Raw genomic sequence first — 13,977 nt, 5'->3', positions numbered from 1 at the left:
ATCCCAAGTCATCGAAGCGATAAACCGCTCGCTTTAGTCGATTCGCGATTCCCCGACGGCGGACATCGGCAAGCGCATGAGCGAACGTTCGTTAAGTGCCCGCAACTGACTTAAACGCGACGACTTGAATTGCCTCCTTGTCCTCGGTTGCAGACCGAGGACCGAGGACTGACTTACCGAGCTTCGGCGATCTTCGGTCCGGATGACAACATCTGCGCGTTAGCCGCCAGGGGCCGCTTCGACGGCGATGCCGGGTCCGGCAGCCGGAAAGCGGCGTCGGCCGGCGCTCCCTGGGAGGGCCTGCGGGCTGCGGTTGCCGGAAGCACGATCACTTTCGCTCCGATCTTCACCCGCTCGTAAAGGTCCGCGACGTCGTCATTGGTCAGCCGGATACAGCCGGACGAAACCTTCTTCCCGATCGTATCGGGATTGTTGGTGCCGTGAATGCGATATTCGGTCTCGCCGAGATACATCGCCCGGGCGCCGAGCGGATTGCCCGGACCGCCCGCCATGAACCGCGGCAGATAAGGCTGACGCGAGACCATTTCCACAGGCGGATGCCAATCCGGCCATTCTGCTTTGCGGGCCACAGTCTGCTCACCGGACCATGTGAAACCTTCGCGGCCAACACCGATGCCGTAGCGCATCGCCTGCCTGTCGTTCAGAACGAAATAGAGGAATGTGTTTCCGGTATCGATGATCACGGTGCCCGGCGCCTGACGGCTGGCGTAGTCAACCACCTGCCGGACAAGTGCTCCGGGAACGCCAGCGTCGGCTTTGGGTGGTTCGACCAGAGGGGCCGGGATCGGAGCCGGAACCGGAATCGCAGCCGGAGCTGGCGCTGATGCACGAACTGGAGTCGACACGTAAACCGGAGTTGACGACGCCTGGGCCTGTTGTGCTGACGGTTTTCGTATCGGTTGCACGTCCGCCGGGCTAGACAGCAAGCTATACCCCACGACGGCGACGGCCACGGCGCCAATTGCGACTCTCGCGGCCATGGGTATTGCGAGGGCCTCTGCCTTCTTACGTTTGGCCCGCTTACTCATGTCTTTCCCCAGGTCACCATGCCTGGAAGAGGTACCCGGCAAGATTTAAGAAACTTCGAAGCGATGTCGCTCAGAGGGGAACCGTTGGCGATGGTTAACGCCCAACTCTTGTTCGGCGACGTGAAAATTGGGCGTACCGCTTGATATTGAGGTTGCGATGCGGACGACGCGCTTCTCATCGCGGAACGAGTCGGGGTCTGAATCGCCGGGCGGAGCGAACGCGCTCCGCTCCTTCATTGACGGCGGCTTCGGGCCACGAGCGGAAGTCGTTCAGGCGGACTTCCCGCATCTATCCGCCGCCATTCGGCCGTCGTCGCATACCTACAGGCTGTGCGACTCCGCGCGGTCAGTTTTCCGCTTTCTTGGCCTCGTTCAACGCACTAATGATTGCCTTGATGGTGCCTTCCGCAGCCGCGGCATTGTATCCGACATGGTAGCCATGGAAAACGTGGATTGGCTCGTGATCTTCGAAGCTGTGGTTCGCCCCCTTCCACAGCACCGTCTTCACGGGAATCGACCGCTTGCTCTCGGCCATCTGGCCGCAGAGGATGGGGCTGGTCGCCTCGTCCTTCTCTGCTAGGAAGAGATGGACCGGGGCGTAGAACTCGACGTTCTTCATCAAATAACAGGACGGCTGCATCGCGAAGCCGCCCGCGAACATGTGCTCGTGCAGGTCGCCGATCGCCCGGTTCATGATGATCAAGGTCGTGGTCGCACCGTTGCTGCGGCCAAGGACGTAGACCCGCTTGGGATCGGCGATCTTCTGTCCGATTAGCCAGTCCAGCGCCGCATACGCATCGTCAGCCCGGCGCCGCGCCCAAGTCAACTGGCTGGGATCCGAGCAGACGCCGTCGGGTCCCAATCCCCGGCTGCCGAAGCTGTCGAGCAGGAGAACACCATAGCCTGCTCCGACCAATCTGCCGCCGTAGTCACGCCCCCATTTCCTCTCGACCCGGCCGAACCCGTCGCAGCCGTGCAGCATGATCACGAAGGGGTCTGGTCCCTTGGCGCCCTGCGGCCGTATAATGTCCGCCGACAGTTCGCCCTCGGCCTTTACCTTACCCTTTTCCTCGACGGTGCCATCCATGAAGTTTTTCGACCTGCCGTCGATGTATTCGTTGCCGGGAATCCAAGGCAGGGACTGCGCTGAAGTATGCCAAGGTATCTTGACCATCTCAGCACGCGCAGATGAGAACGACAAAACAGCGACTATTGAGAGTATGATTTGCCTCATTGGAAATTGCACCTTTGCCCCCTTGATTCTGGTCAACACCATATCCGACTTGGGAAAGCGTAAGTATCCTTGAAGAGGATTCGCGCCGCGGATGTCGGCCTTGGGTCAAAAGGCGACGACCCCGGAGGGCCGGCTGCGCGTCGGCTTTGCTCTCGGAAGCAGATATCGCGGATCTAGAGTCCCCTTTAGTTCAGGTGGCCCGGCCCCGAGAGCAAGCCCAGCACGATCGCAAACAACTCGTTCTGCGAGGAGATGCCGAGCCGCTCATAGGCGCGCTTGCGGTAGGTCAGGGTCGAATGCAGGCTGATGCCCAGCGCTTGCGAGATCGCCTCGGAGCTGAAACCGAGCAGGATGCGGCGGCAGACGTCCTGCTCGCGCGGCGTCAGTGCGGAGAGGGGCGCGCGCGTTGCGAACAACGCGGCGAGGTTCTGGTCGGGCGTCGCGGTGGCCGCCTGCTGGAAATGACGCGCAACGCTGGCGCCGATCGCAGGCGCAATAACCTGGAGCCGCGCACGCTCGACGTCGCCAAAGCAGCCCTGGGCGGTGATGCGGTAGAAATTGACATAAAAGCAGGTGTCGCCGACCCAGATCGCCGTCGCATATTTGTCGACGATATCAGAGTCGTTGAAGAAGATTTTCCGGTAGCGCGCGCCATACATGCGCGGCGCGAACGACGGCAGCATGATCGGCGCGCTGCCCTCGCCTTCGAACAGCGCATCACGATTGGGATCGGATTCGTGGAACTGACCGGCATAGGCCGCGCCGAGATCGCTGCCGATCGGGATGTTGCCGGCGTCGAGCAGACAGCTCGCCGCGCCGGTGCGTGTCAGCGCGAACACCATGCAATGGCCGACGCCGGCCTGCCGGCGCAACGTGTCGATCAGGACATTCGGGAAATCAGGTCGGCCGATGGCGAGCACCGCCGGCGCGATGTCGTTCGCCGCTGGAGTTGAGGCCATGCCGTGGGGCCGCATTGGTTCCTCCGCAAAAGTTCTTTTGGCGGACGATATCAGCAGCCGGGTTTGACCGAAAGTCGGAGACGGCGGCTTATGCCGCTTCTGGGTCCCGGCTCTGCGCAGCAACGCTACGCGTTGCAGCGCGTCCGGGACACGAGAGTCTTGCTGGCCGATGCGGAAAAGGTCTCGTGCCCCGGACGCAGCGCAGCGTGACATAAGCGCGTTTACGCGCGTCTTCGACGCGCTATGGCGCTGCTAAGCCGGGGCCCATGCCGGATGCAGCGCCCCTACCCCGCGGCGGCCTTCGCCGGCGCGACGTTGATCGCGAGCTTGCCGTAGCGATCCGTAAACGCCTCGGTGTCGATCTCTTCCAGCTTGATCTCGCCGCTCATGACGCCCTGCTTCCACGCCGCCTGGGCCGGATCGTTCTGGAACTCCGGCATCACCTCGCGGCCGAACAGCTCGAGCGATTCGCAGATGTGCTCGTGGCTGTTCTTGCCGGCCTGGTTGAGCAGGATGACCTGGTCGATATGCGACGACTGGAAGCGCTTCAGCTTCCTGCGGATGGTCTCGGGCGAGCCGATCAGGCCGCCGCGCAGCGCCGCCTCCTGCGCTTCCGGATAGTCGCGCTTCCACTTGTTGTACTCGTCCCACATGTTGACGGTGTAGGGCGCGGGACGCTGGCGGTTCTGCGAGGCGCCGTAGAACCGCAGCGCGAACTGGAAGAAGGTGGCGCCGTCGGCGCGCGCACGCGCCTCCTCATCCGTCTTGGCGCACATGAAGAACGAGACCAGCGCCATGTTCGGGTTGATCTCGTAGTCGGCGAGCTTGTGCAATCGCTTGGTCATCGCGTTGTAATAGGCGTGCACCCAGGCGTGCGCCGCGTCGGCGCTGACGAACTGGAAGCCCAGCGCGCCAAAGCCGTGGCGGCCGGCGCGCTCGATGGTCGGCAGCTGCGAGCAGGCCATCCACAGCGGCGGGTGCGGCTTCTGCACCGGCTTCGGCACGACATTGCGCAAGGGAATGTCGAAATACTTGCCGTGGTGCTCGCTCCCCGCATCCTTGAACATCGGGAAGATCGCCTGCACCGCCTCCTCAAAGACCTCCTTCTTGGTCTCCATGTCGCGGCCGAACGGCGTCAGCTCGGTGATCGAGGCACTTTCGCCCATGCCGAATTCGCAGCGGCCGTTGGAGAGCAGGTCGAGCACCGCGACGCGCTCGGCGACGCGCGCCGGGTGGTTCGTCGTGAGCTGGAGGATGCCGTGGCCGAGCCTGATGTTCTTGGTGCGCTGGCTCGCGGCGGCGAGGAATGATTCCGGCGAGGGCGAGTGCGAGTACTCTTCGAGGAAGTGATGCTCGACGACCCAGGCGTGGTCGTAACCGAGCTTGTCGGCAAGTTCCATCTGCGAGAGCGCGTTCTGGTAGAGCTTCAGCTCGTCGCCGGCCACCCAGGGCCGTGGCAGCTGCAGCTCATAGAAGATGCCGAACTTCATGACGCCTCTCCCGCTTATTCTTGTTGCACTCATCTTAGTGAGCGGGGAGGCGCTGTCTATGGAGCCGCAATTCCGCCGTGCGGGAGAATGACCCGACACTTCGCGTTATGGCACGGCGGGGCCTGTGACCGCGGCGGCAGGCGCCGCTTCGCGCCGTGCGCGGCGGCCATTCAGGAGCGCACCGATGAAGGTGAAGCGCACCAGCAGATGATAGCTCGCCAACATCGGGAGAATCGCGACGACGAGAATGATGGCGAACTTGACCGGCCCGGGCCAGTCGAGCTGCGACAGCGCGACCTGCAGCGCCATCACGATCGGCATGTGGATCAGATAGAGCCAGTAGGAGGCATCGGCGAGGTAGCGCCGGGTCGGGCTGAGGCCGGACATGAAGCGGAGCGCGAGGCCGAGGACAGCGAAGGTCGAGATCCATATCGCCGGCGCATATAGGATGGCGGAGACAAGCCTGAGCGTGGCGAAACTAACCGGCAATTTCGGCGCACCCGGCACGGACATCATCACCCCGACAAGCACGAAACTGATCAGAATGAGGCCGAGCGCCGGCAAGAGATTCCACAGCCAGCGTCGCTCCAAAATCCGCAGTAGATCGGTCTGCCGATGCAGCAACCAACCGAAGCCGAAGGCAGTGCCGAAGCCGACCCACGCCTGGAGGTTCGTGACGAGCGATTGATCCGGCGTCCTCACGCCCATCACATTGATCCATCTTTGATCGAGGCAGAAAGCGATGCCGATCGGGATCGCCAGAACCAGGGGCGCCAGCGGATTTTGCATAATCTGCGCAAAGAGGCGGTCGACAACCGTTCGCAGCGTGCCTGATACATCGAGCCAGACAATTGCGCCGCGCAGCAGGAGCATGGCGACATATAGCTCCAGCAGCACATAGAGAAACCAGAGATGGGTCAGCGGGAAATTCGGCAGCACCGGCGGCCAGCGAGGTGCGCCGGGGATCGGGCCGCCGTTCGGAAAGCCCGCGGCCCATATGACCACCAGGGCCATCGGCGTAAACACGATCGGCCAGCCGACCACTAGCGGCAGTCCGATCCTCTGCAACCTGTCCGTGACGAAGCCCCAGATTCCCCGGCGATGAAAGCTCATGCGAGCGAAGAAACCCGCCATCAGGAAGAAGGTCGTCATCCGGAAGACGTGGATGACGAAGAACAGCAGGCCCAGGGCCAGGCTTTGATGGGTATCCTGTATGATCCAGATCCTGGTCGGGGCCGGCACGAACGACAGGGTTGCGTGCAGGACGATGCCGAGCAGCAGGGCAAAACCCCTGACCGCGTCGAGCGCGTGCAACCGTTCCGATGCGGGGGCGATGGCGGTCGATCGGGACATGGACGGACTCGGCTTGCTGGTGAAAGGCTTGTTTCCGGCAATCTGCCCGATCATGTCAGGGCTCTCTTGCCCAATCCCATAATCGGCTAGCCGATTTCTCGGCGCGGCTGGCCGATTTTGAAATGGCGGTCGGCATCCGGCGCCGTTTGCGGCCGGATCAGCGCCTCGCGCCGGAATTCGGTCGGAGTTACGCCGGTTTCGGCCTTGAAGGCGCGATTGAAAGGCCCGATCGACTGGAAGCCTGCATCCATGGCGATGGTCAGCACCGGCACCTCCCGTTGCGTCACATCGGACAGCGCCAGCTTGGCATCCTCGATGCGATAGTGATTGAGGAACGCGTTGAAGTTGCGATAACCCAGCCCTTCGTTGATGGCCTGGCGAAGTCGGTGCTCGGGAACATCGAGCCGCGCCGCGAGCGCGCCGATCGCAAGACCTTCCTGCCGGTAGATTCGCTCCACGGTCATCAGATGGTCGAGGCGCCGCAACAGAACGGGGTCGGCCGTGCCCCGCCCTGTGGGTGCACGATCGGTCACCGGTCGCCCGGCCGTGTCGCCGGGTCTGATCGCCGCCGCGGCATCATTGACGGTGACAATCGCCCGCAGGTCCAAAACGCCGAGGCCGGCGAGCATCGCCAACACGAACAGGCTGATCGCGGTCGGAAGACTGCCGGGCTCGCCGGGAACCGCGACGGGGACCGCGGCGACGCCCGCTCCGGCCACGACCCCGATGAACACGACATTGATCGCGAGCACAGCCAGCCGCAGCCGGCGCCGCCGCGCGACCAGATCGACACGCCAAGTCTTGACCGTCTGGACCGCGGCCGCGAGCGCCAGCAGCACGGCCACGGCCGACAGGACTTTGCTGCCACCCCTGGCCAAGTTGGGCCAGGTCGTCCAGCCAAGCGACACCGCAAATCCGACGGCCAAGATGGTCAGCCACAGGACGCCATGCCGTCGCCGGAGCACGAAATCGTCGTCGAACGACGCGCGCGCCCACAACCAGAAGACGGCGGGCAGCGAGGACAGGATCGGCAACGTCCACCACAATGACGATTTGGGAAAGACCGGCGCGGTGACGATCGCATAGAACGCACCGCCGGCGGCCATGGCCGTGCCCAGCAAGGCCAGCTGATTGGTGGCACGACGCTGCAGCACCATGAGAACGATCATCAGGAACACGCCGCTCGCCGCGCCGCGAAGCCCGAGATCGATGGCCGTGAGCCCCATCGCGTTCACAATCCGCGTTTCCCCGTTCGAGATCAGACTCTCGCACCGCCCTTGCGCGGGCACAATCCAAAATTGCGGCGGTGGTCCCGGCCCGCCAATCTCCCCGCGGTGACCGACGAGATCGCGAAGCAAATCACGTTTAGCAAATTCAGGACGTTGCCCGGTTCAGAGCGGCAACAGCCAGGGCACGAGCAAGGTGCAGACGATCAAGACGACCCGGGAAAACGGTACGCCGATGCGCACAAAGTCACCGAACGTGTAATGTCCGGGGGCGACCACCAACGTCTTAACCGGCGACGACACAGGCGTCATGAAAGCAGTCGAAGCAGCCAGGCCCACCGTCATTGCAAACGGATACGGCGAGGCATGCATTTCCTTCGCGACAGCGATAGCGACGGGGGCCATCAATACTGCCGTCGCGGTATTCGAGATAAACATCCCAAGCAGCGCCGTCATGGCAAAGAGCGTGGCGAGCATGACGTGATGGCCGGCACCGCTGGTGATGGCTCTTAGCCCATCAGCCGCAAGTTCAACCCCGCCGGTTCTCTCCAGGGCGACTGAAAACGGCAACATTCCAACAATGAGGACAATGGTCTTCCAGTCGACCGAACGGTAAGCGCTGGTAATGTCGATACAGCCCAGTGCGCTCATCAGCATGCATTCGATCAGGGCGGCCTGCACATTCGGGATCAGGCCGCTGACCATCAAACGACGGGCGCCAGGCAAATCACCGCCTGCGGCGCCTTGCCCGGCACCTGGAGAACCTGCTTGGACTCGGCGGGGCAGGCTGATGGTGACCAAATCTGCGGCTGCGTTCCACGGCCACAATGCTTGCTCCGGCCGAGCCGCGAAGGTCCGGGGCTTCAATGGTCATGCCGGCGAGAGACGATTGTTCCGTCACGCGCAGCCGTTATTCGCGGTCCGCGAGTTTGTACTCATCGATCCAGACCGAGAGGTTCGGGTTGCCGGCGTTAGCACAATGTTCGGATCGCTGAAATCTGCCAATGCTTCGCTCATGGTGAGGACACCGGTGAAGGGGAGCGCAAGGAGCATGATCAGTGCGACCACATCCAGGCGCGGCCTGTTGATCGCGAACATCAGGATCGCAGCCCCGAGAAGGACCAAGACAATCGTCGGATCAAACATGGATGCCTGCCATGGAAGTCGCCGACTTCAATTCAAATGATGATGACAAGACGGGCGAGGGATCAGGGACACACCGACTGGCCGCCAACCCGCGCTTGCCGTGATCGACCGTGGACTACGATCATGGCGATGCTGGAATTGATATGACTTGCACCGAGACGTTCATCCGGCTGAATGCATCCGCCGGACCATCCCACGTCCCGGAAAGCGGAGAGGCCCTTTCCTGTTCGCGCGTCACGGCGACGGGTATGTGTTCACTGCCGACGATCTTGTTGTTGGTGGGATCATAGCCGCGCCACCCGGCTCCGGGGATATAGATCTCGGTCCAGGCGTGCGTGGCGCCGTGTTGTCCCTCGGCCATCTGGATGTAGCCGGTGACAAAGCGCGCACCAAATCCCCAGTAGCGGGCAGCTTCCATCATGAACACCGCATAGTCGCGACAGGTCCCGCTGCCGAGCCGCAGCGTTTCGTTGGGTGATTGAACCCCGAGAGCCTCGCGGGAAACGTATTTGAACGATCGGTAGATGTGAGTATTCAAATTGTTCAGAAGGTCCAGCGTGCCGATCAACTGACCGGGTTTGTAGAGATCGCGCAACCATTCGAGCAGGGCGGTGGCGTCGTAGAGATAGCTCGGGAGACGATACACCGTCAGCTCAAGCTGCTCCTCCGGGGGATATTGGAAGGGAAATGAACTGGCGAATGGCGCAATCCGCCATTCAATGGGGTCGTCGTGGTAAAGGTCGACGTCGACCTCGCTTGCGATCCTGAGCGTGTCGGATAATTCCAAAAAGGTCACGACTGCGATGGCATTGTCGTAATTGTCGCGCAACCAGCGAACTTCCGCGTTCGGCTCGATATCGATCGACCCTCTCACGATGTGGACGTCATGTCCCTCGCGAGGCCGCATCATGGCTCGATGAGTGCCGAAGGTGACCGGCTGATTGTAAAAATATTCGGTCTTATGAATGATTCGGATTCGCCTCATATGTAGCTCCCGCCACGTAGCAGCGATGGATGTTGCGGCGCCCGCTACCACTGGTAGTAGGTCGCGGGCATTTCCGAGGCAAGAGAAGATGTATGCGGCCTGACCCCCGAGCCGCAAAGCATCTTCGCTTTTGGGTAACGATCGTTGCCGCTTGCTTCTCTCGCGCGCACGGAGCGCCGCGGCTCGGTCCGTTGGCCGCGCCGCGACATCCGGTCAAGTCGACGGGTTGATCCAGATCAACGCGGCAGCGGCCCTGCTGCATCTAAAGTGCAGTAAGGCAACGGCCCGGATGCCGTCCCGATTCCAGCACCATTTCAGAGAGACCGAATATGTCGGCCCCTGACGACACGACTTCGCGCGTGCGCCGTAAGCGCATGGAGATTTTCGCTTTCCTGTTCCTGACCGCGGTCGTGATGCCCGTCCTCGCGGTCGGAACGGTCGGCTCATACGGGCTCGGCGTCTGGATCTACCAGATGTTCGCCGGCCCTCCCGGCCCGCCACCCTCCCCGCATTGACCTCCGAACAGCGAAAGACAGGCATCATGGCCCAATCCACACTCAACCGCCGCGCATTGATCACCGGCCGGGTGCTCACCGCCGACCGCGTCGTCGCGCCGCCAGGTTGCGAGATCGCCAGCATCATCGTGCAGGCCCGCCCCGAGCGCCTGGACGAACTGGAAGCCGAGATCGCAGCACTTCCCGGCTGCGAAATTCACGGACGAGACCCGCGCGGAAAACTCGTCGTCGTGACCGAAGCGCCGGATGCCGGCAGCCTCGGCACCCTGCTCAACACCATCCAGTCGCTGCCCAACGTCTATTCCGCGGCGCTGGTCTTCCACGCCATCGAAACCGCCTAACGGCCGGGAGAGCCATCATGACATCGCCAAAGCTCGACCGCCGCCAGATGCTGAAGCTCGAGGCCGCCGCGATTGCGGCTGCCGCAGCAGGCATGCCGGCACCGGCGCTCGCCGCCAATCTCGTCTCCGAGCGCGACAACAGCGAATTGAAATGGGACAAGGCCGCCTGCCGCTTCTGCGGCACCGGCTGCTCCGTGATGGTCGCGACCAAGGACAACCGCGTCGTCGCCACCCATGGCGACATCAAGGCCGAGGTCAATCGCGGCCTCAATTGCGTCAAGGGCTATTTCCTTTCCAAGATCATGTACGGCCACGACCGGCTGACGCAGCCGATGCTGCGCAAGACCGGCGGCAAGTACGACAAGAACGGCGAGTTCACGCCAATCAGCTGGACCGAAGCCTTCGACATCATGGAGGTGAAGTGGAAGGAAACGCTGAAGAAGCGCGGGCCCAACGGTCTCGCCATGTTCGGCTCCGGCCAGTGGACGATCTGGGAAGGTTACGCCGCCTCGAAGCTCTACAAGGCCGGCTTCCGCACCAACAACATCGACCCCAACGCGCGGCACTGCATGGCCTCTGCCGTCGCCGGCATGATGCGCACCTTCGGCATCGACGAGCCGGCCGGCTGCTATGACGACATCGAGGCGACCGACGCCTTCGTGCTGTGGGGCTCCAACATGGCGGAGATGCATCCCATTTTGTGGACGCGCCTCGCCGACCGCCGGCTGTCCGCGCCGCATGTCCGCGTCGCCGTGCTGTCCACCTTTGAGCACCGCTCGTTCGACCTCGCCGACATCGGCATGGTGTTCAAGCCGCAGACCGATCTCTACATCCTCAACGCCATCGCCAACCACATCATCAAGACCGGACGCGTCAACAAGGATTTCGTCGCTGCGCATACGATCTTCCGGCGCGGGCAGACCGACATTGGCTATGGATTGCGGCCCGAGCATCCGCTGCAGAAAAAAGCAACCGGTGCGGCCAAGGCCAACGACTCCACCGACATGAGCTATGACGAATTCGTAAAATTCGTCTCGGACTACACGCTGGAGAAAGCTGCCGAGATGTCCGGCGTGCCGATGAACCGGCTCGAAGCGCTCGCCGAGCTCTATGCCGATCCCAAGACAAAGGTGGTCTCGTTCTGGACCATGGGCTTCAACCAGCACACCCGCGGTGTCTGGTGCAACAACCTCGTCTACAACATCCATCTCCTGACCGGAAAGATCTCCTCGCCCGGCAACAGCCCGTTCTCGCTCACCGGCCAGCCTTCGGCCTGCGGCACCGCGCGCGAGGTCGGCACCTTCTCGCACCGCCTGCCCGCCGACATGGTCGTCACCAACAAGGAGCATCGCGACAAGGCCGAGCATCTCTGGCTGCTGCCGGAAGGCACCATTCCCGACAAGAACGGCGCCCACGCCGTGCTGCAGAGCCGGATGCTGAAGGACGGCCTGATCAACGCCTATTGGGTGCAGGTCAACAACAACCTCCAGGCCGGTCCCAACGCCAACGAGGAGACCTATCCGGGCTTCCGCAACCCCGACAATTTCATCGTGGTCTCGGACGCCTATCCGTCGGTGACGGCGCTGGCCGCCGACCTGATCCTGCCGACCGCAATGTGGGTGGAGAAGGAAGGCGCCTACGGCAATGCCGAGCGGCGCACGCAGTTCTGGCACCAGCTCGTCAACGCGCCCGGCGAGGCCAAGTCCGATCTCTGGCAGCTGATGGAGTTCTCCAAGCGCTTCAAGATCGAGGAAGTCTGGCCGGAGGAGTTGATCGCCAAGAAGCCGGAGGTTCGCGGCAAGACGCTGTTCGACGTGCTCTACAAGAATGGCCAGGTCGACAAGTTTCCGACCTCGGAGATAGAGGAAGGCTACGCCAACACGGAATCCAAGGCGTTCGGCTTCTACGTGCAGAAGGGGCTCTTTGAAGAGTACGCCTCGTTCGGCCGCGGCCACGGTCACGACCTCGCGCCGTTCGAGGCCTATCACCGCGAGCGCGGCCTGCGCTGGCCCGTCGTCAACGGCCAGGAAACCAAATGGCGTTTCCGCGAGGGCAGCGATCCCTACGTCAAGCAGGGCACCGACGTGCAGTTCTACGGCTATCCCGACGGCAGGGCGCGCATCTTCGCCCTGCCCTACGAGCCGCCGGCGGAATCACCCGACAACGAATATCCGTTCTGGCTCTCGACTGGCCGCGTGCTGGAGCACTGGCATTCCGGCACCATGACGCGCCGCGTGCCCGAGCTCTACAAGGCGTTCCCCGAGGCCGTCTGCTTCATGCATCCCGACGATGCGTCGGAAGCAAAACTCCGGCGCGGCGACGAGGTGAAGGTGGAATCCCGCCGCGGTTTCATCCGCGCCCGCGTCGAGACGCGCGGCCGCGACCGGCCGCCGCGTGGCCTCGTGTTCGTGCCGTGGTTCGACGAATCCAAGATGATCAACAAGGTGACGCTGGACGCCACCGATCCGATCTCGCTGCAGACCGACTACAAGAAATGCGCCGTGCGCATCGAGCGGGTGAACCTGTCATGATGAAACGATTTGGCATAGCCCTGCTCGCGGTCGCGATCGCCGCGGGCGCGAGCTCTCTCACCGCGCAGACGGTGACGTCAGGCCTGCGGGGCCCGGCCCCCCTCAATGACGAGGGCGCGGCGCCACCGATGCTGCCGAACCGCAATACGTCCGAGAGAGAGGTGCGCAACTACCCGGAGCAGCCGCCGGTGATCCCGCACACCATCGACGGCTACCAGATCGACCTCAACGGCAACAAATGCCTGTCCTGCCATGCGCGGGCACGCATCGCGGAATCGCAGGCGCCGATGGTTTCGATCACGCATTTCATGGACCGCGACGGCCAGTTCCTGGCCTCGATCTCGCCGCGGCGCTTCTTCTGCACGGAATGCCACGTGCCGCAGAACACCGCGACGCCGCCGGTGAGCAACGATTTCATCGACATCGACACGCTGCTCTCGCGCGCCAGCCCCGGTGGCCGCCGATGACGACGGCTGCTGACGAGCCCAAGGGAAAGGTGGAAGCCAAGCGTAGCTTTATCCTGCGCTGCTGGGACTTCGCGCGCGAGCTCTGGCAGGTGCTGATCCGGCCGAGCTCGGTGTTCGGGCTCGGCGTGCTGGTGCTCGCGGGCTTTGCGGCGGGCGTGATCTTCTGGGGCGGTTTCAACACCGCGCTGGAGCTGACCAACACCGAAAAATTCTGCACCGGCTGTCACGAGATGCGCGAAAACGTCTTCGCCGAGCTGAAGTCGACCATCCACTTCACCAACCGCTCCGGCGTGCGCGCGACCTGCCCGGACTGCCACGTCCCGCACAACTGGACCGACAAGATCGCGCGCAAGATGCAGGCCTCCAAGGAGGTCTGGGGCAAGATCTTCGGCACGATCGACACCCGCGAGAAATTCTTGGACCACCGGCTCGAGCTCGCCGCACACGAATGGGCGCGTTTCAAGGCCAACGATTCCCTGGAGTGCCGCAACTGCCACAGCGCCGATTCCATGGACATCACGAAACAGTCGCCACGGGCCTCGGTGGCGCACCAGCGCTTCCTGTTCACGAAGGAAAAGACCTGCATCGACTGCCACAAGGGCATCGCCCACCACCTGCCCGACATGCGCGGCGTTCCCGGCTGGCAATAGGGGCGGCTGGGCCGCTTGAACCCTTGGGCCG

Annotated in this window: 14 protein-coding genes; 5 read left to right on the top strand and 9 right to left on the bottom strand. The window is 63.0% G+C overall.

Annotated elements, in window-relative coordinates; translation table 11 throughout:
* Positions 1–173 precede the first annotated feature (173 nt).
* The 9 genes from AC0L3X_RS25145 to AC0L3X_RS25105 all read right to left on the bottom strand — a co-directional run bounded on the left by AC0L3X_RS25145 (position 174) and on the right by AC0L3X_RS25105 (position 9,442).
* The gene (locus AC0L3X_RS25145; protein ID WP_063981191.1) at positions 174–1,049 is read right to left on the bottom strand and encodes a L,D-transpeptidase; all 876 of its coding nucleotides are present in this window, start codon (positions 1,047–1,049) and stop codon (positions 174–176) included.
* A gap of 346 nt (positions 1,050–1,395) precedes the next feature.
* Positions 1,396–2,136 (bottom strand): dienelactone hydrolase family protein, encoded by a 741-nt coding sequence (locus AC0L3X_RS25140; protein ID WP_354265722.1) that lies wholly within the window; start codon positions 2,134–2,136, stop codon positions 1,396–1,398.
* A gap of 332 nt (positions 2,137–2,468) precedes the next feature.
* The gene (locus AC0L3X_RS25135; RefSeq protein ID WP_063981189.1) at positions 2,469–3,257 is read right to left on the bottom strand and encodes a helix-turn-helix transcriptional regulator; all 789 of its coding nucleotides are present in this window, start codon (positions 3,255–3,257) and stop codon (positions 2,469–2,471) included.
* Positions 3,258–3,526: 269 nt separating this feature from the next.
* A complete protein-coding gene (locus AC0L3X_RS25130; RefSeq protein ID WP_063981188.1) occupies positions 3,527–4,732 on the bottom strand; it encodes an LLM class flavin-dependent oxidoreductase in 1,206 nt (401 codons plus the stop codon).
* 105 nt (positions 4,733–4,837) lie between these two features.
* Positions 4,838–6,085, bottom strand: a complete 1,248-nt coding sequence (locus tag AC0L3X_RS25125; protein WP_063986100.1) for an acyltransferase family protein — start codon at positions 6,083–6,085, stop codon at positions 4,838–4,840.
* Between the two features lie 86 nt (positions 6,086–6,171).
* The gene (locus tag AC0L3X_RS25120; protein WP_187387925.1) at positions 6,172–7,311 is read right to left on the bottom strand and encodes an AraC family transcriptional regulator; all 1,140 of its coding nucleotides are present in this window, start codon (positions 7,309–7,311) and stop codon (positions 6,172–6,174) included.
* A 165-nt stretch (positions 7,312–7,476) separates the two neighbouring features.
* On the bottom strand, positions 7,477–8,139 hold the full coding sequence (locus tag AC0L3X_RS25115) for an SLC13 family permease (RefSeq protein WP_283017546.1): 663 nt from the start codon (positions 8,137–8,139) through the stop codon (positions 7,477–7,479).
* Between the two features lie 69 nt (positions 8,140–8,208).
* On the bottom strand, positions 8,209–8,457 hold the full coding sequence (locus AC0L3X_RS25110) for a hypothetical protein (protein ID WP_063981185.1): 249 nt from the start codon (positions 8,455–8,457) through the stop codon (positions 8,209–8,211).
* 121 nt (positions 8,458–8,578) lie between these two features.
* Complete coding sequence (locus AC0L3X_RS25105; RefSeq protein ID WP_063981184.1) at positions 8,579–9,442, bottom strand: transglutaminase family protein; 864 nt, start codon at positions 9,440–9,442, stop codon at positions 8,579–8,581.
* 329 nt (positions 9,443–9,771) lie between these two features.
* Here AC0L3X_RS25105 and napE point away from each other — a divergent pair, with 329 nt between their 5' ends.
* The 5 genes from napE to AC0L3X_RS25080 are packed head-to-tail and all read left to right on the top strand — an operon-like array spanning position 9,772 to position 13,946.
* Positions 9,772–9,957 (top strand): periplasmic nitrate reductase, NapE protein, encoded by a 186-nt coding sequence (gene napE / locus AC0L3X_RS25100; RefSeq protein ID WP_027532529.1) that lies wholly within the window; start codon positions 9,772–9,774, stop codon positions 9,955–9,957.
* Positions 9,958–9,983: 26 nt separating this feature from the next.
* Positions 9,984–10,298 carry a chaperone NapD gene (locus tag AC0L3X_RS25095; RefSeq protein ID WP_063981182.1) on the top strand — a complete coding sequence of 105 codons (315 nt, stop codon included), beginning with the start codon at positions 9,984–9,986 and terminating at the stop codon, positions 10,296–10,298.
* A 17-nt stretch (positions 10,299–10,315) separates the two neighbouring features.
* Positions 10,316–12,829: a nitrate reductase catalytic subunit NapA gene (gene napA / locus AC0L3X_RS25090; RefSeq protein WP_063981181.1), complete on the top strand. Its 2,514-nt coding sequence runs from the start codon at positions 10,316–10,318 to the stop codon at positions 12,827–12,829.
* Positions 12,826–13,296 (top strand): nitrate reductase cytochrome c-type subunit, encoded by a 471-nt coding sequence (locus AC0L3X_RS25085; protein ID WP_028151035.1) that lies wholly within the window; start codon positions 12,826–12,828, stop codon positions 13,294–13,296. Before napA ends, AC0L3X_RS25085 begins: the two co-directional genes overlap by 4 nt.
* Positions 13,293–13,946 (top strand): NapC/NirT family cytochrome c, encoded by a 654-nt coding sequence (locus tag AC0L3X_RS25080; RefSeq protein ID WP_063981180.1) that lies wholly within the window; start codon positions 13,293–13,295, stop codon positions 13,944–13,946. The genes AC0L3X_RS25085 and AC0L3X_RS25080 overlap by 4 nt, the downstream gene beginning before the upstream one ends.
* The last annotated feature ends 31 nt before the right edge of the window (positions 13,947–13,977 follow it).

The organism is Bradyrhizobium sp. MI1.7 (genome assembly GCF_055811795.1).
This window is presented reverse-complemented; position numbering and strand designations above follow the sequence as displayed.